Source organism: Paludisphaera borealis (assembly GCF_001956985.1).
In the GTDB taxonomy this organism is placed as follows: domain Bacteria; phylum Planctomycetota; class Planctomycetia; order Isosphaerales; family Isosphaeraceae; genus Paludisphaera; species Paludisphaera borealis.
In genome coordinates this window covers 4,186,731-4,208,938 of sequence record NZ_CP019082.1, presented here as the reverse complement: position 1 = coordinate 4,208,938, position 22,208 = coordinate 4,186,731, and the positions used below count along the sequence as shown (strand labels likewise).

General features: G+C 67.5%; 13 protein-coding genes. 5 read left to right on the top strand and 8 right to left on the bottom strand.

Features of this window, described 5'->3' with window-relative positions:
- The first annotated feature begins 251 nt into the window (after window positions 1–251).
- Both gyrB and BSF38_RS32455 read left to right on the top strand, forming a co-directional pair.
- Window positions 252–2,762 (top strand): DNA topoisomerase (ATP-hydrolyzing) subunit B, encoded by a 2,511-nt coding sequence (gene gyrB / locus BSF38_RS16390; protein ID WP_076347367.1) that lies wholly within the window; start codon window positions 252–254, stop codon window positions 2,760–2,762.
- Window positions 2,763–2,952: 190 nt separating this feature from the next.
- Window positions 2,953–6,630: a DEAD/DEAH box helicase gene (locus BSF38_RS32455; protein ID WP_168189395.1), complete on the top strand. Its 3,678-nt coding sequence runs from the start codon at window positions 2,953–2,955 to the stop codon at window positions 6,628–6,630.
- A 162-nt stretch (window positions 6,631–6,792) separates the two neighbouring features.
- Here the strand turns inward: BSF38_RS32455 and BSF38_RS16380 are convergent, their stop codons facing one another.
- Both BSF38_RS16380 and BSF38_RS16375 read right to left on the bottom strand, forming a co-directional pair.
- Window positions 6,793–7,251, bottom strand: coding sequence for a hypothetical protein (locus BSF38_RS16380; protein ID WP_076347365.1), 459 nt, complete (start codon window positions 7,249–7,251; stop codon window positions 6,793–6,795).
- 66 nt (window positions 7,252–7,317) lie between these two features.
- Entirely contained in the window at window positions 7,318–8,385 is a 1,068-nt protein-coding gene (locus BSF38_RS16375) for a DUF1559 domain-containing protein (protein WP_076347363.1), read from the bottom strand.
- A 360-nt stretch (window positions 8,386–8,745) separates the two neighbouring features.
- Between BSF38_RS16375 and BSF38_RS31710 the strand changes: the two genes are divergently transcribed.
- Together BSF38_RS31710 and BSF38_RS16365 are read left to right on the top strand one after the other, a co-directional pair.
- A complete protein-coding gene (locus BSF38_RS31710; protein WP_076347362.1) occupies window positions 8,746–9,669 on the top strand; it encodes a leucine-rich repeat domain-containing protein in 924 nt (307 codons plus the stop codon).
- A gap of 148 nt (window positions 9,670–9,817) precedes the next feature.
- Window positions 9,818–10,111 (top strand): hypothetical protein, encoded by a 294-nt coding sequence (locus BSF38_RS16365; RefSeq protein ID WP_145952168.1) that lies wholly within the window; start codon window positions 9,818–9,820, stop codon window positions 10,109–10,111.
- A gap of 15 nt (window positions 10,112–10,126) precedes the next feature.
- Here BSF38_RS16365 and BSF38_RS16360 read toward each other — a convergent pair whose 3' ends face one another.
- From BSF38_RS16360 to BSF38_RS16335, 6 genes are all read right to left on the bottom strand, one after another.
- Entirely contained in the window at window positions 10,127–10,759 is a 633-nt protein-coding gene (locus BSF38_RS16360; protein ID WP_076347358.1) for an HdeD family acid-resistance protein, read from the bottom strand.
- A 112-nt stretch (window positions 10,760–10,871) separates the two neighbouring features.
- Window positions 10,872–11,747 carry an acetolactate decarboxylase gene (budA, locus tag BSF38_RS16355; RefSeq protein ID WP_076347356.1) on the bottom strand — a complete coding sequence of 292 codons (876 nt, stop codon included), beginning with the start codon at window positions 11,745–11,747 and terminating at the stop codon, window positions 10,872–10,874.
- A 210-nt stretch (window positions 11,748–11,957) separates the two neighbouring features.
- Window positions 11,958–12,851 carry an MBL fold metallo-hydrolase gene (locus BSF38_RS16350; RefSeq protein ID WP_237170487.1) on the bottom strand — a complete coding sequence of 298 codons (894 nt, stop codon included), beginning with the start codon at window positions 12,849–12,851 and terminating at the stop codon, window positions 11,958–11,960.
- A 125-nt stretch (window positions 12,852–12,976) separates the two neighbouring features.
- The gene (locus tag BSF38_RS16345) at window positions 12,977–14,161 is read right to left on the bottom strand and encodes a formylglycine-generating enzyme family protein (protein ID WP_083712994.1); all 1,185 of its coding nucleotides are present in this window, start codon (window positions 14,159–14,161) and stop codon (window positions 12,977–12,979) included.
- The gene (locus tag BSF38_RS16340) at window positions 14,158–16,050 is read right to left on the bottom strand and encodes a M2 family metallopeptidase (RefSeq protein ID WP_076347354.1); all 1,893 of its coding nucleotides are present in this window, start codon (window positions 16,048–16,050) and stop codon (window positions 14,158–14,160) included. The genes BSF38_RS16345 and BSF38_RS16340 overlap by 4 nt, the downstream gene beginning before the upstream one ends.
- 521 nt (window positions 16,051–16,571) lie before the next feature.
- Entirely contained in the window at window positions 16,572–17,780 is a 1,209-nt protein-coding gene (locus BSF38_RS16335; protein WP_076350983.1) for an aldo/keto reductase, read from the bottom strand.
- Window positions 17,781–18,102: 322 nt separating this feature from the next.
- Here BSF38_RS16335 and BSF38_RS16330 point away from each other — a divergent pair, with 322 nt between their 5' ends.
- Window positions 18,103–22,179 (top strand): PVC-type heme-binding CxxCH protein, encoded by a 4,077-nt coding sequence (locus BSF38_RS16330; RefSeq protein ID WP_210405608.1) that lies wholly within the window; start codon window positions 18,103–18,105, stop codon window positions 22,177–22,179.
- The last annotated feature ends 29 nt before the right edge of the window (window positions 22,180–22,208 follow it).

Here is a 22,208-nt window from a genome sequence, read left to right as displayed (position 1 = left end):
TCGCGCCCCGCTGCTCGTTATCTAGGAGCCCGCAATCCGCAACGCCTGGATGATCCGAATACAAGCCCGAAGCGCCAGCGAGTGGATTCCGTCGCGAACCTCGTCGGGTCCGGAGCCAGCGGCCGAAAGCCATGCATTCGCTTGCGCTTCTTTGGCGTGGGCCGCGTAAACCACACCCTCGCTTGCGCTTCGGGCTTGTATTCCGGGGCCTCCTCCACACTCTTCCATTGATCGACCGAGGAACCGCCGCGATGGATTTGACCAAGAACGACGCGACAGAAACAATCGTGGGAGCGGGTGAAGTCTCGCTCGGAGGCGCTGCGCTCGAAACGTACACCGGGGCGAACATCCGGGTGCTTGAAGGGATCGAGGCGGTCCGCAAGCGCCCGGGCATGTACATCGGCGACACCTCGACGCGGGGTCTGCACCACCTGGTCTACGAGGTCGTGGACAACTCGATCGACGAGGCGATGGCCGGGCACTGCAAGAACATCCTGGTGACGATCCACGCCGACGGCTCGGCGTCGGTGGTCGACGACGGCCGGGGCATCCCGGTCGACGCCCACGGCGACTCGGGCAAGAGCTCGCTCGAGATCGTGCTCACCAAGGTCCACGCCGGCGGCAAGTTCGACCACGACACGTACAAGGTCTCCGGCGGTCTGCACGGGGTCGGCGTCACGGTCGTCAACGCCCTCTCCGAGTGGCTGGAGGCCGAGGTCCGCCGCGACGGCCAGGTCTGGCACCAGCAGTACGAGCAAGGGGCCGCCCTGGGCCCGGTGAAGGCCAAGGGGAAGACCGAGCTCACCGGCACGACCATCCGGTTCCTGCCCGACATCACCATCTTCCCCAAGATCGCCTTCGAGTACGACATCCTCGAGAAGCGGCTCCGCGAGCTGGCCTTCTTGAACAAGGGGGTGCGGATCAAGCTGGTCGACGAGCGCGGCGACGAGCCCAAGGAGGCCGAGTTCTACTCGTCGGAAGGGCTCAGCGAGTTCGTGGCCTATCTGAACCGCGCCCAGTCGGCGTTCCACCAGCCGGTGGTGTTCATGGGCCGCGACGACGAGAAAGCCGTCGAAGTCGAAGTCGCCTTGCAATACAACGATTCGATTAGTGAGATGGTGGTGTCGTACTGCAACAACATCAACACGATCGAGGGGGGCACGCACCTCACCGGCTTCCGGGCCGCGCTGACGCGGACGCTCAACCAGTACGCCAAGAGCGCCGCGCCGGCCAAGAGCAAGGACCTGAACATCACCGGCGAGGACTTCAAGGAAGGCCTCACGGCGATCGTCAGCGTCCGCGTGCCCGACCCCCAGTTCGAGGGCCAGACCAAGACCAAGCTCGGCAACAGCGACGTCGAGGGGATCGTCACCAAGGTCGTCAACGACAAGCTGGCCGAATACCTGGAGAACAACCCGGCGGCGGCCAAGAAGATCATCGCCAAGGCGCAGCTCGCCGCCGAGGCCCGCGAGGCCGCCCGCAAGGCCCGCGACCTGGTCCGCAACCGCAAGGGGGTGCTCTCCGGCGGCGGCCTGCCCGGCAAGCTGATGGACTGCACCACCCACGACCAGAACTCCAGCGAACTGTTCCTCGTCGAGGGTGATTCGGCCGGCGGCACGGCCGAGGGGGGTCGCGACCGGCTCTACCAGGCGATCCTCCCGCTCCGAGGCAAGATTCTCAACGTCGAGCGCGCCCGGCTCGACCGCGTGCTCGGCAACGAAGAGGTGCGGAACATCATCACGGCGGTCGGCAACGGCATCGGCGAGGAGGAAGACCCGTCCAAGCGGCGGTACGGCAAGGTCGTGATGATGAGCGACGCCGACGTCGACGGCTCGCACATCCGCACGCTGCTGATGACCTTCTTCTACCGCCAGATGCCCCGCCTCGTGGCCGAGGGGCACCTGTACGTCGCCCAGCCGCCGCTCTACCTGATCGCCAGCGGCAAGAAAGAGCGCCGGTACGTCCAGACCGAGGAGCAGATGCAGGCGATCATGATGGACACCGGCCTCTCCGGCGCGAGCCTCGCCGCCGCCGACGCCGCGCCCGCCAACGGCGAGGCCGACGGCGACCGCACGGCCCAGCCCGGCGACGTGACCGGCGACCGGCTCAAGCATCTGGTCGAACTCGGCGCCGCGATCGAGCACGGCCTCCGCGCCTTCGGCCGCCGCAACCGCCCGCTCCGCGAGTTCCTCAAGCTCGCCAACAAGGCGACCGATCCCAAGGTCGACCCCCGCGCCGGGCTCTTGCCGCTCTATCTCGTCGAGGACGAGCACGGCCATGAGAAGGCCTACTGGAGCGAGGAGGAAGCCGAGCCCGGCGAGCTGGCGAGCCCCCGGGCCCACGAGTTCCACGAGGTCAAGACGCTCAACAAGCACCTGACGCGGCTCCGCGACGAGTACGGGCTGCGGGCCGACGCGCTGCTCGCCCGCGAGGTCACCGGCGACGAGCCCCCGCCGCGGTTCATCCTCCACCGCGACGGCGAGGAGTACCCGCTGCTCGACCTTCGCGCCCTGGTTCCGACCGTCCGCAAGATCGGCGAGAAGGGGATCAAGATCACCCGCTTCAAGGGACTCGGCGAGATGGACGCCGAGCAGCTCTGGGAGACCACCATGGACCCCTCGCGGCGCACCCTGATGCAGGTCCGCCTCGACGACGTCGCCTCCGCCAACGACCTGTTCACCACCCTGATGGGCGACGACGTCGAGCCCCGCCGCGATTTCATCGAGAAGCACGCCCTCGAGGTCAAGAACCTCGATGTTTGAGGCGAACGACCAATGCGAGTCTCGTGACGTTGAGCATCGCCCACCGTTCGACGGCCATCGGATCTAGATGGTTGACAGCGACGCCAGGTTCGTTCGGAAGACGGTACGAGGACGAGGATCACTTGTGGAAGAGGAGCATCCCTTCAGGGACGGGCCGGTCGACCGACCGGCGCGGACCACGTGGGAACCGATGATGGGTATAGCCCAGAAAGTCGCGCGCAACTTCAGCGACGCGGTCCGCTCGCGAGGCCAGTCATACTTCTCGAAGGGGCGCGTCAGCCTGATGTCGGCGAAGCCGAACGAGGTTGTGGCGCGGGTTCGAGGTACGACCAAGTACCGGGTCCGCGCGCGGCTCCGGGGCGCCAAGCTGCTGGCGTCGTGCTCGTGCCCGTATTTCAGCCCCCAGGGCGAGCCCTGCAAGCACCTGTGGGCGACCCTGCTGCTGGCGGACTCGCGCGGGTTCTTGCAGTCGGCGCCGAACATGGCGCTCCGGCTGATCCCCGAGCCGCCCCGGCGGCCGGCCGCACCGGGCGCCGCGCCCGGCGTCGAAGACGGCGCCGACGCTCGCCCCGGCCCCGGCCCACGCCCCGGCCCCGGTTCTCGCCCCGGCCCCGGCTCCGAGCCCTCGCGGGGGGGCGACTACGGCCGTGACGTGATCATCGGCGCGCCCAAGCCCCCCGCCCCGCAGTTGCCGGGCCGTCCGCCGCGCGGCCGCAACGTCGCCGCCAAGGAGCGCTATCCGCGCGGTCGATCGCGAGACGCCGCGCCGGCCCTCCCGGGCGTCGCGCCCAACGGCGGCGCCTGGACCCCCGGCGCGGCCCGTGAGGCCCGCGAGGCCCGGGCGGCGACCCCTCGCGGCAAGGCGCGGTCGGCGGCCGGCTCGGCCACGCCCGTCGGCGCCTCGCCCCGCGCCAAGGCCGTCAACCGCAACGCCAAGCGGCTGCTCGTCTACGTCCTCGACGTCGGCGCCACCCAGTCGCACAACCAGATCGTCATCGACCTCGCCCGCCGCCAGCGCAAGCCCACCGGCGAGTGGGGACCGCTCCGCCCCTGGTGGTACGCCCCCCGCGCCGCGCACGTCAAATACGACCCCGAAGACCGCCTGCTGCTCGCGCTGCTCGACGAGGCCCACCACGGCGTCTCCACCACCCCGGCCGCCGGCGCCGAAACCGCGACCGGAACCGGAGCCAGCGTCGGAGCGGGAACCAGCGCGACGGCGACGGCTGCCGCAACCGCCGGCGCGACCGCGATTCCCGGCAACGGCGCGCCTCACGTCCCGGCGCGGTCGAGCGTCAGCGACATGCGGGGCACGCGGCGGTTCGTCCTCCGCAAGGATCAGGCCGCGCTCGTCGAACGCCTGGCGCGGTCCGGCCGGCTGAGGCTCCGCCGCACCGACGGCGAAGACGACCCGCCGACGATGCGGTGGGACGACGGCCAGCCCTGGCGGTTCAGCCTCGACATCCGCACCGAGGCGGGAGGCAAGCGATGGGCCTGGCGCGGCGGATTGCGCCGCGGCGACAACCGCATGGACCTGGCCGAGCCCCTGGTCCTGGTCCCCGGCCTGCTGGTCCTCGGCGTCGGCCGCGCCGCGCGGTTCGACGACCTGGGGGTGATGACCTGGATCCAGCGGCTGCGGTACGAGAAGGAGATCACCTTCGTCGAACCCCAGCAGGATCTGATGCTCGGCCGCATCCTGGCCGAGACCCGGGTCCCCTCGACCGAGCTGGTCGAGTCGATCCAGCTTGAGGAGATCGTCGCCAAACCCCGGCCCTGCCTGACCCTGCGCACGCCCCGGCAGAACTGGGGGCTGGCCGCCGACAAGCTGCTGGGCGAGCTGGAGTTCGACTACGACGGCGCGGTGATCCCCGCCGGCCGGACGACCCCGCTGGCGGTCTCGACCGAGCTGGGCCTGGTGATCCGCCGCGACCCCCGCACCGAGTCGGCCGCCGACGTCAAACTGTTCGAGCTGGGGTTCCGCGAGGCCAAGGACCCCCGCCTCGATCCCAACACGCTGGAGCTGCCGGCCAAGCGGATGGGGATCGTCACCAAGGAGCTGGTCCAGCTCGGCTGGCGGATCGAGGCCGAGGGCAAGCTGATCCGCCCGGCCGGCGAGTTCAAGCTCGCGCTGTCGACCGGCATCGACTGGTTCGACCTCGACGGCGGCGTCGACTACGGCGGCCAGAGCGTCAGCCTCCCCGAGCTGCTCTCCGCGGCGCGTCGGGGCGAGTCGATGATCGAGCTGGGCGACGGCTCGATGGGGATGCTCCCGGAAGAGTGGCTCAAGCGGTACGGGATGCTCGCCGACCTGGGCTCGGCCGAGAACGGCGCCTTGCGGTTCAACGCGTCGCAGGCCGGCGTGCTCGACGCGCTGCTGGCCAACCAGCCCGAGATCCAGATCGACGCGGCGTTCGAGAAGGTCCGCCAGCAACTCCGCCAGTTCGAGGGGGTGATCGCGCTCGATTCGCCGCCGGGCTTCCACGGCGAGCTGCGGCCGTACCAGCGCGAGGGCCTCGGCTGGCTCGACTACCTCCAGCGGTTCGGCTTCGGCGGCATCCTCGCCGACGACATGGGTCTGGGCAAGACGATCCAGGTCCTCGCCCTGCTCCAGCGCCGGCGGTTCCGCCGCCAGGCCAAGGGGCCGAGCCTCGCCGTCGTGCCCCGTTCGCTGGTCTTCAACTGGCTCTCGGAAGCCGAGAAGTTCACGCCCCGGCTCAAGGTCCTCGACTACACCGGGCCCGGCCGGCACCCGCTCCGCGAGAAGTTCCCCGAGTACGACCTGATCGTCACCACCTACGGCACGCTGCGCACCGACATCGCCGAGCTGGCCAACATCGAGTTCGACTACGTCATGCTTGACGAGGCCCAGGCGATCAAGAACTCCGAGAGCCAGTCGGCCAAGGCCGCCCGGCTCTTGAACAGCCGCCACAAGCTGGCGATCAGCGGTACGCCGATCGAGAACCACATCGGCGAGCTCTGGTCGATCCTCGAATTCCTCAACCCCGGCATGCTCGGCACCGACACCATCTTCAAACGCTACGCCAGCGCGAGCGCCTCGTCGAACGTCGAGGCCGAGGACCGCGTGCTGCTGTCCAAGGCGCTGAAGCCGTTCATCCTCCGCCGCACCAAGTCCGAGGTCGTCAAGGACCTGCCCGACAAGACCGAGCAGACCCTCTACTGCGACATGGAGACCGAACAGCGGCGGACCTATGAAGAGCTGCGCATCCACTACCGCGACGCCCTGCTCAAGAAGGACACGGCCGAGCTGAACCGGTCGAAGATCGAGGTCCTCGAAGCCCTCTTGCGGCTCCGCCAGGCTGCCTGTCACCCGGGCCTCATCAACGACGAGCTGGCCTCGACCCCCAGCGCCAAGCTCGACATGCTGCTCCCGTCGCTGGCCGAGGTCGTCGAGGAAGGCCACAAGGTGCTGGTCTTCTCGCAGTTCACGAGCTTCCTGGCGATCGTCCGCGAGCGGCTCGACCAGGCGAAGCTGACGTACGAGTACCTCGACGGCCGCACCCGCAACCGCGCCGCGAAGGTCGATCGGTTCCAGAGCGATCCCGACTGCCCGATCTTCCTGATCAGCCTGAAGGCCGGCGGCCTCGGCCTCAACCTGACCGCCGCCGAGTACGTCTACCTGCTCGACCCCTGGTGGAACCCCGCCGTCGAGGCCCAGGCCATCGACCGGTCGCACCGGATCGGCCAGACCCAGCACGTGTTCGCCTACCGCCTGATCTGCCGGAACACCGTCGAGGAGAAGATCCTCGAACTCCAGCAGAAGAAGCGCGACCTGGCCGACGCCATCCTCAACGCCGACAACCGGATGATCTCGACCCTTACCCGCGACGATCTCGAATTCCTGCTGTCGTGACCCGCGAGGGATCGCTCGGATTGGAGTAAGCCCGAAGCGCCAGCGAGTGCATTTCGGTGTGATGGGGAAATGCATTCGCGGGCGCTTCAGGCTTGTAAATCCATAAACGACGAAAGCGGAGAGGCAGGCCTCTCCGCTTTCGTCGGCTCGACTCGGCTCAACTCAGCGGGCCTTGCCCTTCTTGGCGTTGGGTTTGCCCGGCTCTTCGAGCTTGCCGTGCGCCTTGGGCGCGGCCTGGAACTCCTCGGCGGTCATCGGCTTGACGGTCTCGCCGTCCGAGAGCAAGACCAGGCCGCCGGCCTCGGGGGCTTTGGCCTCGTAAGCGAGGACCGCCTCGCCCGTTTTCTCGATCGGCGCGCCCCAGTAGACGCCCACCGTCTTGTTCTGGATCGCCATCGAGCCGTGCGAGAAGCCCTCGGCGAACTTCATCAGCTCCTTGCCGGCCTCGGGGGGCTTTTGAGTCTGCTTGACGAGGAGCGCGTACATTTCACCGAGTTCCTTCAACGCGATGACCTCGGTCTTCGAGGCGTCGACGTCGGTTGACGATGACGTTCCGCCGTCGCAGCCGGAAAGCGTCGCGATCGCGCAAAGAAACAGGGTGATGATGAATCGTGAACTCATAGCGTGTCGTCGTTTCCTTCGTTGCGGCGGCGCGATGAAGGCTCGCGCCGCCCGTGGGGGTCGATGTCAGTACGCGTCGGCTGAGAGGACCTCGCCGCCGGCCCGCGAGCCCAGGCCGCGCCAGGTGGTCAGGTTCACCGAGTCCTTGACGAATCGGACCGAACCGTCGGCGAAGGCGGCGTTGGCGCCGCCGGGGTGCCTGCTCCGGGCCGCGGTGTGCGAGGCGTAGTAGTTGGTGGAGCCGCAGTCGTATCCCTTGTAGTTCGGCGGCACGGTGTGCGAGTAGTACCCCGTCATCGGCAGATTGCGATACCACTGCTGACCGCGGTAGTTGATCCGTCCGACATAGCTGGTGTCCCAATCGTTGCAGGCGGGCAGCGTCGGCGCGTCGTTGTTGAAGTACTCGGGGGGGATGGTGTAGACGTTCTCCTTGGCGTAGAAATCGCCTGAGACGATGTCCGACCGGGTGGTCTCCGAGAACAAGCCCGTGTTCGACGTACCGTCGGTCACGCTGGCGATGGTGACTTTCGACGTCAACTTCTGCCAGTTCGGGCTGGGGGCGGGAGTGGTCGTGTCGATCGTCACGTTGAAGATGCCAACCTTGCCGCCGTTGGTCTCGCTGTCGCCTCCGGTGTTGAACCGGACCGAGGCCGTGTTGCCGACGCTGGCGAAATAATTGGAATAGCCGAGGGTGCCGTACATCCGCGTGGTCGCCGGGTCCGACGGGCAGACGAAAGCGCTGACGAGCTGGGTGCGGGCCGTCAAGTTGTCATTGGCGTTGGGGTTGCAGCAGCCGTTGACGTCGACCTCGAAGTTGAACGCCGAGTAAAGGTTGGCCTGTTCCAGAAACGGCAGGATCTGCGCCAGGACGTTGGCGCGGCTCGATCCGCTTCCGCCGCCGCCGTTGGGGATCAGCGGCACTTGCGCATAGCCGTCGGGGAACTTGGTGTTGGTCGATTCGAAGTTGTGGACCGCCAGGCCGATCTGCTTGAGATTGTTGGTGCACTGGGCCCGGCGGGCCGCCTCGCGGGCCGACTGCACCGCCGGCAAGAGCAAGGAGATCAGAACCGCGATGATCGCGATCACCACCAGAAGCTCGATGAGCGTGAAGCCAGAACGACGTCGTACGGACATGGAGGCATCCTGATACATGCTTGCAAATCAAGACAAGTCTACGCTGAGGTCGATTCTCCCCATTCGTTGCGGCGGAATTCAGGAACGCGAGATGAAGATTGCGCGAAGCGGGCGATATATCGGGCCGACGACTTCAGCAAACGGCCCAGCCCCCGCGCGCCGGCCAGGTCGCCTTGTTCCAGAACGACTCCGGCTGAACGACCCCGAGTCGCCGCCGTCCCGACGTGCAAGGGTGCGTTGCGATCCCCTGCGCGCTCAGTTAAGGTGAAAGGACCGCCTGAAGAAGCTCAACCCCGGGCGCCACGGGTTGTACCCAAACCCGTGCGAGGCAAGCCGAAGCCGCAACAGGGAGTTCACGCCATGACGCTCAGCCACGATCACAGCCCCCGCACTCGGACGACCCTCCTCCTGACGACGGCCCTCGGCCTCGTGCTCGCCCCCGCCCTCGCCGGCTCGGCCTTCGCCCGCCCCAGGCCCGACGACAAGAAGCCCGAGGCGAAGAAGGAAGAGCCGAAGAAGCCCGAAGAGAAAAAGCCCGAGGCGAAGAAGGAAGAACCGAAGAAGGAAGAGCCGAAGAAGGAAGAGCCCAAGAAGCCCGAGGCGAAGAAGGAAGAGCCGAAGAAAGAGGAGCCCAAGAAGCCGGCCCCGGCTCCCGCCCCTGCTCCGGCTCCGGCCCCTGCCCCGGCGGCCGACGATCCGGCGAAGCTCAAGGAGCAGGTCGGCGCGCTTCAGAAGGAAGTCGCGGCGTTGAAGCTCAAGGTGGCAACGCTTGAGCTGGAGAAGCTGGGCGCGTCGGTGAGCGTCGACAAGGGCAAGGACGGCAAGGAGGTCGCGACGGTCAACATCCTCAAGAAGTGGTCGGGCGACAAGGACGGGTTGCAGCTCCTCAAGAACGTGCCGAACCTTCAGGTCGTCTACATCGACAACGGCCAGGTCGCCGACGCCGCGATCGCCCCCTTGAAGGAGCTGCCGGGCCTCACCGCGATCACCCTGATGAGCCCGCTGGTCACCGACGCCTCGCTCGAGCACCTCAAGGGCCTCACCGGCCTGACCATGCTCTTCCTGACGACCAGCAAGGTCGGCGACAAGGGCCTGGCCCAGCTCAAGGACCTGAAGGGCCTGCAAGTCCTCGCCCTCAGCCGGACCGAAGTCACTGACGCTGGCCTCGACGCCCTCAAGGACGTCAAGAGCCTCAAGTCCGTCTACCTGATCGGCACCAAGGTCACCCCCGAAGGCGTCGACAAGCTCAAGAAGGCCCTCCCCGGCGTCGCCGTCTACAAGTGACGACCCAAGGAATCGCTCCTCCCGCGCGAGTCTTCGTAGGGTGGGCATCGCCCACCTTATGAAGATGTAAAGCTGCGAAGATTCAAGACGGTGGGCGATGCCCATCCTACGAGATCGTCTCGCTCGTTCATCACGCGAGGCCGGCGCTATGGACTCCGAACGCTGTCCGATGTGCGACAAGGCGACGGTCGTGGCCGGGCACATCCCCCTGCACAAGGCCGGTGCCCACCGCTTCGAGCCGACGCGCTTCCCAACGTTCCGCTTGTGGGGGCAGGCGCCCGCCTGCTCCTCGGATTTCCGGGCGTGCCTCGCATGCGGCCACGTCTGGACTTACCTTCGACCGGAAGACCTCCGAGCTTTCATCGAGAAGCACGGCGACGCCGAGACCAGGCGCAAGCTTTCGCAGTACCAGAAAGTCCCTCTGGAGCAAGACCTGCTCTGATCGGCCGGTACACCCTCAGGCGTGGGCCGGCGGGACCATGGTCGCGTCGTGGCGGTGGTGGAGGTGGCTCCCCAGGTGCCTGAGACGCAGGCCGAGCATGATCCAGGTCCAGCCGCTGAAGATCATGTCGATGCCGACGAACAGGCCGATCACCCACAAGGATGCGGCCGGCCACTGCATCCAGATCATGATGCCCAGGGCCAGCTCGATCAGGCCGCCGACGAAGACCCATCCCCACTGCGGGAACTGGTACGAGATCGAGCCGATGGCGCGGAACAGGCCGCCGACCATCAGCCCGCAGGCCACCAGCAGCGTCATCGCCTCGAGCGCCTCGATCGGCCGGTTGAGCATCAGCAGGCCCACGACGATGTAGAGCACGCCCATCATCAGCACCAGGAAGAACCCGCTCCAGTCGCGGGTCCAGAACGCCCCCACGAGCTGCGCGGCGCCCCCCATCAACAGGAGCACGCCGAGCGTGAAGGCCGTCGCCACCGAGGCGATCAACGGCGCGCCTATCGCCAGCGTGCCGAACACCACCATCGCGATCCCCAGGATCACGAGCCAGATCCAGCGGCCCCGGATCGCCTCCAGCTCGTGCCGCAAATTCCTCCGAAACGCTGCCTTGTCGACGATGACGCCCGTGCTCATGGTGATCCCCTCATAAGTTCGCCGGCGCCGCGCGCGGACCGATGGGTCGAACGCCCGCCCGGCTCTTTCTTGCTCGACCCCAGCAGCAAATCCCGGGCCGAATCCGACGAATTCAGGGCCTGGCGGGCTCGTTCTTCCGATCGCCCTTCTGCTTCTCGGCCTGGTCGAGTTCGGCGGAGCCGTCGTGGGAGAGGTCGGCCTTGAGGAACGAGGGGGTCTCGGGGAGGGCGACCCGGAGGTTGGCCTCGCGCTCGACGCGGGCGGTGAGCGAGCGGGCGCGGCAGTCGAGCAGGTGGCCGCCGGCCTTGCGATCTTCGGTCAGGAAGTGGAAGTGGTAGCCGGGGACCGTGAGGATCTTGACGTAGCCGGGCGACCAGAAGCCGACGAGCGTGCCCCGGACGTTGTGGAAGTCGAACTCCGGTTGCCTGGCCGCCGCCGCGAGCAGCCGGGTCCCTTCCTCGACCTTGGGGACGGCCCGGGTGCGGACGAACTCGAACAGGCCGTCGATCTGGTAGGCGTAAAACAGGTTGTCGGTCGTCCTCAGCGCGTTGAGCCGGTTGTGCAACTCGGCGACCCCCGCGAACGCGCCCAGCTCGACCGGGGGTTCCGGGTTGAACCGGGTGAGGACGGCGTAAGGGCTCCGCTCCGCGTCGTCGACCTCGCGGACCGAGCCGTCGGACCGCACCTGGTAGCAACGGCCGTCGACCACGACCATCTCGCCGTCGAGGTTCGTGAACGTCCCCAGCCCCAGGTCCCCGTGCTGCTTCAAGAAATGCACGCTGACCGCGCCCTCATGGACCCCTTCCACCAGCGCCCCGGCCGTCGAGACCTGGAACAGCGTGCTCCAGCCGGCCTGGAGGTGCTCGACCAGGGCCGCCTCGACGATCGCGTCGATCGTCTCCCCCGACGTCCGCCGTCGCTCGTCAAGCGCCCGCCGGATCGTTTCGGGAATCCGGCAGGCGAGGGGAACCATCGTCGGGTCGTACATGAAATCCTCATCACAAAATGCGATGCAAATATCCTTCTCCCCTCGGGAGAAGGTGGCCGAAGGCCGGATGAGGGTCGCGGCGCTTCGAGATGTGTATGGAAACCATCGATCGCCGGCCGAAATCCGTGGTGAAGGCGATAACCCTCACCCGTCCTTCGGCCACCCTCTCCCGGGGGGAGATGGGAACACATGCAAATACAATAAATCGTGCTAGCCCTGGATCGCCTTCAAATAGCGGTCGGCGGATCGTTGGACGACCTGCTTGCCGCCGGTGGGGACGACCCCCTTGCCCCGGACGACGAACGCGCCGTAGATGCGATCGTAGGCCAGCGGATCGAGGCATTCCATGACGTGGCGGATCGTGGGGGCGTTCAGGGGGATGAAGTTGGGGTAGCTCCACATGAAGCTGACCTGCTTCGGGTCCATGCAGATCTGCGGCTGGTCGCCCGCCATGAGCGCCCCCTTGCCGCCGGCGCCGGCGGGCCAGTGGAGCACCTGGTAGCCCTCGAAATGGCCCCCGGTGCGGATCAGCGGCAAGTCGCCGAAGATCGTCTTCTTCTCGCCTTCCCAGAACTTGACGCACGGGTCGGGCCGCATCACCCACTTGCGCTCGGCCTCGTGGATGTGGATCGGAGCGCCGCCGAAGGCCCTGCTCCACTCGATCATCGTGGTGTAGTAATGCGGATGCGAGATCGCGATCTCGGCGATCCCCCCCAGCTCGTTGATCCGCGAGACCGTCGCGTCGTCGATCAGCGGCTGGCAGTCCCAGAGCACGTTCCCCTTGGGTGTCCGGATCAAGAACGCGCGCTGGCCGATGCCGATCTTCGGCGAGACGTTGATCGAGTAGAGGTTCTCCTCCTCCTGCTTGATCGTGTTCTTGTGCGTCTTGTGGAGTTGCTCCAGCGTGGTCCACTGCTGGCCTTCGGGAGGGACGTACTGACGCTCGTCCTCGCAGACCGGGCAGCTCTCCGGCGGCTTCGCCGACTCGGGGTACTGCATGCCGCAGGTCACGCAGAGGAAGGCGGTCCCTTCCCGCGCGGCCTCGGCCGAAGTCGCGGACGCCAGCGAGCCGATCGCGGCGGCGGCCAGGGACGTCTTGCGCATGAACGCTCTCCGCGTCGAATCGTTCGTCATGTCGATCAAGCCTCGAAACCTCGCCGTGACGGCGGATGGTGGAACGACGCCTCGCGGCCCCATTATACGGCGCCGTTCCGCCAGGCCGAAGGAATTCACGGCTTCGGTTTCGACCCTTCGGGGTCCTTGGCGCAGCGGAAGCCGAGGTGCGACATGCCGGAGTCGGTGGCGGTGCCGTGGCGCGAGCTGGGGCGGTAGTTGGTGCAGTAGTTGGAGCTGCACAGGAACGAGCCGCCTCGGGTCACGCGCTTGGGCTGGAACGGTTCGGCGGGGTCGTAGCTCTTGTCGGGGCCCTTGGGATTGACGGCCAGGCCGGAGTCGGCGTTGAGCCGGTAGGCGTCGTTCCGATACCAGTCGGAGCACCACTCCCAGACGTTGCCGATCGTGTCGTACAGGCCGTAGCCGTTGGCCGGGAACGACTTCACGGGGGCGATCCGAGGGTAGCCGTCCTCGTCCTCGGCGGCGACCTCGGGGAAGCTCCCCTGCCAGGTGTTCGCCTGGCGTTTGCCGTCGGGCTGGAAGACGTCGCCCCAGGCGTATTTCTTGCCATCCAGGCCGCCGCGCGCGGCGCGCTCCCACTCGGCCTCGGTCGGCAGCCGCTTGCCGGCCCACTTCGCGTAGGCGACGGCGTCGTCGAACGCGACGTGGACGACCGGGAAGCCGTCCTTGCCGTCGATCGAGCTGCCGGGTCCGTCGGGATGCCGCCAGTCGGCCCCCTTCGTCCAGCTCCACCAGTTGGCGAGGTTGTCGAGCGGGACCGGGCCGGCGGGGGGCGTGAACACCAGCGAGCCGGGCGCAAGCTGGTCTTCGGCCGGCTTGGGCGTGCCGGGGGGGACCTGCGTCTTCATCACCTCCCAGTCGACCGGCCGCTCGGCCATCGTGACGTAGTGCGTCGCGTCGACGAACTTGCGGAACTCGGCGTTGGTCACCTCCGTCGCGTCGATCCAGAAGCCGTCGACCTTCACCGGGTGCGCCGGCTTCTCGGGCGACTCGGCCTTGGGGTCGTTCGTCCCCATCGTGAACTCGCCCCCCGGAACCCAGACCATGCCCGCCGGCGCATCAGCGGGCTTCGGTTCGGCGGGCTTGACGTCTTCGGTCGGCACCGGAAGCGATGCCGGCGCGGGCTTGGCGACGGCCGTCGGGCTCGGTTCGGCCGGCGCCACGGCGGTCGATTCGCTCTGGGATTGCCGCGTGGCGACGTATGAGAAGCCGAACGCCGCCGCGGCCAATCCGCTCAGAAGCAGCGGTCGGGTCCATGAATACTTGAGTGGTTTGGTCATGATTTCTCAGTGGGTTCGGGCCAGCCCAGCGCCCGCCCCTTGTTCTCGGTTTCGAGCCACTTGAGCAAAGGTTCAAAGTACGCGACGAGGGGTCGAGCCGTCAAACCTTCGCCCGTGGCCTCGCGGAGCACGGCGTTCCAGTCGCGGGTCGCGCCGAGTTCGAGGATGCCCCGGAGGAAGTCGCCGACCTTCTTGTTGCCGAAGTAATTGCACTCGCGCGGGTCTTGCTTGAGGATCTCCCGGGCGATGTGGTCGTGGAGCTGGAACTTGAGGACGGTGCCGATCGCGTAATCATAATATTGCGCGGGGTCGTCGTTGATATGCGTCTTCGTGGCGGCGTCGCAGAGGGTTTCGGGGCGGGCGGCGGGAGGCTCGATCCCCTGGAACCCCCGGACGTGCCGCCACCAGCCGGCGTTGAGCGCGTCGTCGGCGATCGTCCCGGCGTAGAAGTCGCGCTCGAAGTGGGTCATCACGCCGGCCGACCACGGCAGGAACACGACCGAAGCGCCGTCGAGCGCGGTGTCGAGCAGGAACGTGACCGCCGGCGCCTTCTCGGCCTCGGGGGTCAGGAGGCCGACCTGCTTCAGATACGGACGCTGGCCGGACGCCAGGCCGATGAGGTCGCCGATCCCCTCGTGGAACGCCCGGTTGGCCCCGGCGCGGAGCAGATACGGCACCTTGGGGGTCGAATAGCTCATGTAGTAATAAATATGCCCAAGCTCGTGGTGGGCCGTGCCGAACCACTGGTTGTCGGGCTCGATCGACATCAGGCTGCGGACGTCGTCGCGGAGGTCGATGTGCCAGGCGCTCGCGTGGCTGTTCTTCTTGCGGCCGGTTTTGGGGTCGGCCGGGTAGAGGTCCGACTTGGACCAAAAGCTCGGCGGCAGCTTGGGGAAGCCGATCGACGTGTAGAACCGCTCGGCCTGCTCGGTGATGAACTCGCGCGGGCGGCCCTTGAACGGGGCGTCCATGTCGACCCCTTCGACCAGGCTCGGCCAGTTCTGCCCCCAGCGGTTGGGCAGCCAGTGCGCGGGGATCGCCCCCTTGGGGACGTCGGCGCCGTACCGCTTCGCCAGCAGGTGCTTGGCCCACGTGTGCAGGTGGAGATATAAAGGCTTGACGTCGGCGACGATGCCGTCGCAGAGGCCGACCATCTGGGAGACGGTCATCCCGTAGTCGGCGACCTGGAGCGCGAAGAAGTCGTCGAAGCCGAGCTTGCGGGCGACCTGGTTGCGGAGGTCGCGGAGCTTCAGCACCCCCTCGCGGAGCGGCCCGCCGATCTCCTTCGAGGCGGTCCAGTAGAGCTTCCGCTCGTCCAGATCCTTCGAGTTGATCAGGACCTGGTCGATCTTGTTGGCCGACGGGTTCTCGATCTTCCCGTCGGCCTTCTTGACCGTGAACACGAACCCGTCCTGCGTCGCCGACTGCCTGGCCTCGGCCTCGGTCCGCGCCTTCACGACCTCGGGCAAGGTCCCGGGCGCCTCGGCCGCGCGGAGCCGGATCTTCTCAAGCTGCCGCGCTTGAAGCTCGCCGAGCTTGTCCTTCTGGGCGAGGAACCGGGTGACGTCGGCGATCACCTCGGGCGCACCGACGACCTCGTTGACCGCCTGGTTCGCCACGACCTGAGCCGCCGTGTGCGCCTCGGTCACGTCCGTCGCCGCCGCCCAGGCCGCCTCCGACGCCTTCGTATCCAGCGGCAGCCAGCGCTCGACGTACCGCGCGAGGAACGCGTCGACCTCCTGCGACAACCCTGGATCGGCCTGCCCCGCCGTGGCCGAAGCGGTCGCCGCCCCCCCGACCGCGACGCCCGCCGCGATTCGCAAGAACCCGCGACGATCCAGCCCGCCGTCCTTCGCCGCCGCGTCTGCTTCGTGTTCGTGTCGGCTCACGGTCGCTCGCTCCTGTCGGCCTCGATACCGGGGATCGTTCCCCTTTCCACGCATCGCCCTCCGAGGATACCGGATTGGACGGCGTGTTGCAGGCGGGCCGGGGCGGGATTCCCTTCTCCCCTTGCGGGAGAAGGCGCCCCAATGGGGCGGATGAGGGGCGTTCGATCGGCGCGGCGATTCGAATCAAATCGTCATGCCACCATTTCTTGGGGCGCCCGACCCCATGAAAATGGAGGTTCGGGGTGGCCCGGGTCCGAATACAAGCTCGAAGCGCCAGCGAGTGAATCTCCGTCGGGCCATTGGAAGCATCCACTCGCTGGCGCTTCGAGCTTGTATCGGGGCAGGCCTTCGCGAGGCCATTTTCAGATCAAGCCGTATGATGAACCCCTCATCCGGCCTTCGGCCACCTTCTCCCGCAACGGGAGAAGGCATGCTCGCGACGGTCTTTTTTTGATGACTTTCCAAAGCCCGGCGGGTGGCCCGGAGTCGAAAACCGATCCCGGGTCGCCCGCGGGTCGAGGTCAGCTCAGCAGGCGGTCGACTTCGGGGAGCAGCGCGGAGAAGTCGATCTTGTGGTGGCAGGCTTCGCGGGCGGCGACGAGGTCGGCGTCTTTCCAGTCGCGCGCTTCGGCGGCCAGTTCGGCGTAGGATTCGCGGGCGACGCCGCGCATGCCGTGCGACTCATAATAGGTGTAGAACCGGGCGAGGTCGCCGAGCTTGGCCTTGGTGCCGCCGGCGAGGGAGCAGCGGCCGTCGCAGCCGGGGCACATGGTCGGGTTGGAGGCCAGGACGGCGTCGCGAAGCTCGTCGATCTCCGCCTTCTTGAGCGGCTCGAACCGCCGGGCCGCGTCGGCGTTCTCGCGGATCTGCTCGGTGTTCCGCAGCGTCACGCACGAGGCCGAGAACCGCTCGTCGGTCCAGATCGCCTGGAGCAAGCCCTGGGCGGGGGTCAGCCCCTTGGCCTTGATCGAGGGGACGTGGTCGGCGGTGAACTGGGTCTGGCCGCCGAGCTGCTTCATCGAGACCAGGCCGATGTTCTTCGCGTGGCAGGCGTCGAGGGCCTTGTTGAGCGGGGCGTTCTTGTCGAGCCAGGGGGAGTACTTGAGCATGATGACGTCGATGAACCCGCCCTCGGCGGCGTTCTGGATCTGCTCGGCGATCATCGTGTCGTGGGTCGAGAAGCCGACGAACTTGACCTTGCCGGTCTTCTTGAGGGCCTCGGCCGCTTCCTTCAGCTCCTTGCTCTTGGGCCAGTCGGTCTGGGCGGTGTCGAGCCCGTGGAAGAACAGGAGGTCGATGTAGTCGGTCTTGAGCGCGGCGAGCCGCTGGTCGAGCTTCTTGAGCATGTCGGCCTGGGTCTTCACGTGGCTCTTGGTCGCCAGGAAGATCGACTTGCGGACCTCCGGCATGGCCGTCAGCCAGTCGCCGATGACCTTCTCGGAATTCTTGTACCCCTCGGCGGTGTCGAAGTAGCGGACGCCTTCGAGATAGGCGGCGCGGAGCAGACGGCCGAGCCCCGCCGGCTCGCCGACGGTCCCGTGGTTGAGCAGAGTGACCTCGACGCCCGTCTTGCCCAACTTCCGCGTCGGCAGGACCGGCTTGCTCAGCCCCGCCTTGGCCTCTTGCGCCGCCGCGTCGCCGGCGGCCAAGCCCGCGGACGCCGCCGTCACCGCCATGCCCGTCTGGAGGAACAGCCGGCGATCGATGGCATTCGAATGCGGTTCGTTCATCTCTCGGATCTCCTGAAAGCAGGGAGCGAAAGTCGACAAGACAAGCAACCCGTCGCCCCGAGGCGACATGGGGGACGCCACAATCCTATCCGAACGATGCGAACGTGGCATCATCGAAGTCGTTCGGATCCATGTCGCGGACCGACGCCGAGATACGTTGAAATTCCCGGGCAGCCGGCTGGGATGTCCTGGCTCTTGCGTTGCGAGTCGATTGCGTTCATCTTTTAGGTACGAATCCGGCTGTAAGAGTAAGATGCGTCACGCTGAATCGGGTCGAGCAGCGTGCGGAGAGAGCGTTCACCCGTCCAGGCCGAGGATGTCCATGCGCCCGATGCGAACCCTGATCGTGTTGCCTCTCGCCCTCGTCGTCATGATGGCGATTCCAAGAAGCCAGGCCCGCGCCGACGAGGGGGCGCGGCCGACCGATTCGAGCGGGAGGGCGTTGAACCTGGACTTCGAGTCGGGCGACCTTCGCGATTGGACGGTCGCGGGCGAGGCGTTTCAGGGGCCGCCCGTCGAGGGGGACGCGGTGGCCGCCCGTCGGGGCGACATGAAGAGCCGGCACGCCGGCAAGTTCTGGGTCGGCTCGTACGAGCGAGGGGGCGACGCGCCGAAGGGGACGCTGACCTCCGCGACCTTCAAGCTGTCGCGGCCGTTCGCCCGGTTCCTGATCGGCGGCGGATCGCGTGAGACGACCCGGCTCGAAATCGTCCGGGCGGCCGACCAGCAGGTCATTCATCGGGCCTCCGGCGACGACTCCGAGGAGCTGAAGCCCGTCGTGGTCGATCTCTCGGCGAATCTGGGCAAGGCGGTCTTCCTGCGGCTCGTCGACGACGACGGCGCGGGCTGGGGGCATCTCAATTTCGACGACTTCACCCTCTGGGAGAAGCGTCCTCCGGGCGAGTCGCGGGCGAGCCTGGCGTCGGCCGACAAGTTCGTCCACCAGGGGCTCGCCCCCGCCGACGCCGCGGCGGCCATGACCACGCAGCCGGGCTTCAAGGCGACGCTGTTCGCCGGCGAGCCCGACGTCATTCAGCCGATCGCGTTCACGATCGACGACCGGGGCCGGCTCTGGGTCGTCGAATCGTACTCCTACCCGATCCGCCTCCCCGACGATCAGGCCAAGGACCGCATCCTGATCTTCGAGGACGCCGACGGCGACGGCAAGTTCGACACGCGGAAGGTGTTCCACGACAAGCTCAACCTCGTCAGCGGCATCGAGGTCGGGTTCGGCGGCGTCTGGATCGGCGCGGCGCCCGAGTTCCTGTTCATCCCCGACCGCGACGGCGACGACAAGCCCGACTCGGCCCCCGTCGTCCTGCTCGACGGCTGGGGATATCAGGACACCCACGAGACCCTGAACTCGTTCAACTGGGGCCCCGACGGCTGGCTGTACGGCTGCCACGGCGTCTTCACCCACTCGCGCGTCGGCAAGCCCGGCACTCCCGACGCCGACCGCCAACCCCTCAACGGAGCGATCTGGCGGTATCACCCGACGAAGCACCAGTTCGAGGTCTTCGCGCACGGCACGAGCAACCCCTGGGGCGTCGACTTCGACCCCAACGGCCGGGCCTTTTTGACCTCGTGCGTGATCCCGCACCTCTACCAGGTGATCCAGGGCGCCCGCTACGAGCGGCAGGCGGGCCAGCACTTCAACCCGTACACGTATGACGACATCAAGACGATCGCCGACCATCGCCACTTCCTGGGCGGAAACCCCCACGGCGGCAACGGCCGGTCGGACCTCGCCGGAGGCGGACACGCCCACGCCGGCGCCCTGATCTACCAGGGGGACTCCTGGCCCAAGGAGTATCGCGACTCGATCCTGATGAACAACATCCACGGCGCGCGGCTGAACCGCGACATCCTCGAACCCAAGGGCTCGGGCTTCGTCGGCCGTCACGGCCCCGACTTCCTGCTGGCCAACGACCTCTGGTCGCAGATCGTCAGCCTCCGCACCGGGCCGGACGGCCAGATGTACATGATCGACTGGTACGACAAGAATCAGTGCCACATGACCGACCCCACGGTCCACGACCGTACCAACGGCCGGATCTTCCGCGTCAGCTTCGGCGAGGCGAACCAGCCGTCGCGCGGGATCGACTCCAAGACCGCCTCCACCGGCGACCTCGTCGATCTCCTGTCCCACCCCAACGATTGGCACGTCCGACACGCCCGCCGGTTGATCCAGGAGCGCGCGGCCGTACTGGACGACGCCGGCAAGCGGAGCCTCGCCGCGACCCTGACTGAGAAGGCATTCGAAGGCGCGGATGTGAAGACGCGATTGAACGCCCTGTGGACGCTCCACGCCGCGACGGGCCTCGACGAGCTGGTCGCGCTACGGGCCTTGAACGACGCCGACCCCAACGTCCGGGGCTGGGCCGTCCAACTGACGACCGAGGATGGGAAGCCTTCCGCCAAGGTCCTCGACGAGTTCGCCAGGCTGGCCAAGGCCGATCCCTCGCCGGTCGTCCGGCTCTACCTGGCGTCGGCCCTGCAACGGCTGCCGGTCGCCGCGCGGCGGCCGACGCTTGAAGGGCTGGCCGCGCACGCCGAGGACGCCAACGACCACAACCTGCCGCTGATGGTCTGGTTCGCCCTCGAACCCGCGTCCGCCGCCGAGCCGCGATGGGCGCTCGACCTGGCGCTGAACTCGAAGCTCCCCGGCCTGCTCCCCTACTCCGTCCGTCGCGTCGCCGCGCTCGGCACGCCCGAGGCCTTCGAGCTGCTCGTCGAGGCGCTCGGCAAGGCCGGGACCGACCCGGTCCGGCTGACGATCCTGGAAGCCGTCAACCAGTCGCTCCAGGGGCGTCGTCAGGTGGAAATGCCCAAATTGTGGCCGTCGGTTTTCGAGAAGCTCGGCGCGAGTCCCGACGCCAAGATCCGGTCGCAGGCGACTTCGCTGGCGGTCACGTTCGGCGACCCGGCGGCCCTCGGCTCGCTCCGCGCCTCGTTGAGCGACGCATCGAAGGACCTTCGCAGCCGGCAAGACGCCCTGGTCGCCCTCCTCAAGGCCCACGATCCCGGCCTGGCCCCGGTGCTCCGGGCGTTGCTCTCCGAGTCGAGCCTCCGCTCTCAGGCTCTCCGAGGGCTGGCCGCGTACGACGATCCCGAGAGCGCTCCGATCATCGTCAAGGCCTACGCGGGACTGACGCCCGAAGAACGTCGTGATGCGCTCAACACGCTCGCGGCCCGGGTCGAATCGTCGAAGGCCTTGCTGGCGGCCGTGGGCGCCCAGACGATCGCCTCGAAGGATCTGTCGGCCGACGTCGTCCGGCAGCTTCGGAACCACAAGAACGCCGAGGTCGACGCCCTTATCGGCAAGGTCTGGGGGACCGCCCGCGAGACCAACGCCGACAAGTCGCGCCTGATCGCGAAGTACCGGAAGCTGCTGACGACCAAAGGCCCCCGCCGGCCCGACCTCGAACTCGGCCGGGCGGTCTTCGCCCGCGCCTGCCAGCAGTGCCATACGTTGTTCGGGACCGGCGCCCAGATCGGGCCGGAGCTGACGGGGTCGAACCGGGCCGACCTGGAATACGTCCTCGCCAACGTGCTCGACCCCTCGGCGTTGATCGGCAAGGACTACGTCGCCCACGTCCTGTTGACGACCGACGGCCGGACCTTGACGGGCCTGATCAAGTCGGAGGACAAGGACGCGGTGACCTTGCAGACCGCCAACGAGGTCGTCGTCGTCCCCCAAGGCGATATCGAGGAACGCAAGCCGAGCGAGCTGTCGATGATGCCGGAAGACGTCTGGACGCCGCTCTCCGAATTCGAGGTCCGCTCGCTGGTCGCCTACCTCGCGTCCCCCGCGCAGACGCCGATGCTGGCGACGGCCGAGAACGTCTCGGGCTTCTTCAACGGCAAGGATCTCACGGGATGGACCGGCGACCCGACGCTCTGGTCGGTGGAGAACGGGGAGATCGTCGGCAAGACCTCGGGCCTGAAGCGCAACGAGTTCCTCAAGAGCGACCTGAGCGCCGGCGACTTCCGGCTGACGTTCCAGGTCAAGCTGGTCGGCAACGCGGGCAACAGCGGCTTGCAGTTCCGCAGCGAGAGCCTCCCGGACGGCGAGATGAAAGGCTATCAGGCCGACGTCGGCGCCGACTGGTGGGGCAAGCTCTACGAGGAGAACGGCCGCGGCCTTCTCTGGCCGGAGTCGACCGAGAAGCACGTCAAGCCGGGCGAGTGGAACACCTACCAGGTGTCGGCCGTGGGACCGTCGATCCGGACGTTCATCAACGGCAAGCCGGCCGTCGTCTTCGACGACCCGGTCGGGGCGCGTCGCGGCATCTTCGGCTTCCAGCTCCACTCCGGAGGCGCGACCGAGGTCCGGTTCAAGGACGTCAAACTCGAACTCAACCCAAGCCTCGACCCCTCGACCGCCGCCCGACGCTGAGGACGGTCCTATCGATCACGGAGCATCAC

Coding starts and splice junctions, on each gene's coding strand:
- BSF38_RS16365 (WP_145952168.1), top strand. CDS start 9,818: ATGGACTCCGAACGCTGTCCGATGTGCGACAAGGCGACGGTCGTGGCC.
- BSF38_RS16380 (WP_076347365.1), bottom strand. CDS start 7,251: ATGAGTTCACGATTCATCATCACCCTGTTTCTTTGCGCGATCGCGACG.
- BSF38_RS32455 (WP_168189395.1), top strand. CDS start 2,953: ATGATGGGTATAGCCCAGAAAGTCGCGCGCAACTTCAGCGACGCGGTC.
- BSF38_RS16375 (WP_076347363.1), bottom strand. CDS start 8,385: ATGTCCGTACGACGTCGTTCTGGCTTCACGCTCATCGAGCTTCTGGTG.
- BSF38_RS31710 (WP_076347362.1), top strand. CDS start 8,746: ATGACGCTCAGCCACGATCACAGCCCCCGCACTCGGACGACCCTCCTC.
- BSF38_RS16350 (WP_237170487.1), bottom strand. CDS start 12,851: ATGCGCAAGACGTCCCTGGCCGCCGCCGCGATCGGCTCGCTGGCGTCC.
- BSF38_RS16360 (WP_076347358.1), bottom strand. CDS start 10,759: ATGAGCACGGGCGTCATCGTCGACAAGGCAGCGTTTCGGAGGAATTTG.
- budA (WP_076347356.1), bottom strand. CDS start 11,747: ATGTACGACCCGACGATGGTTCCCCTCGCCTGCCGGATTCCCGAAACG.
- BSF38_RS16335 (WP_076350983.1), bottom strand. CDS start 17,780: ATGAACGAACCGCATTCGAATGCCATCGATCGCCGGCTGTTCCTCCAG.
- gyrB (WP_076347367.1), top strand. CDS start 252: ATGGATTTGACCAAGAACGACGCGACAGAAACAATCGTGGGAGCGGGT.
- BSF38_RS16345 (WP_083712994.1), bottom strand. CDS start 14,161: ATGACCAAACCACTCAAGTATTCATGGACCCGACCGCTGCTTCTGAGC.
- BSF38_RS16330 (WP_210405608.1), top strand. CDS start 18,103: ATGCGCCCGATGCGAACCCTGATCGTGTTGCCTCTCGCCCTCGTCGTC.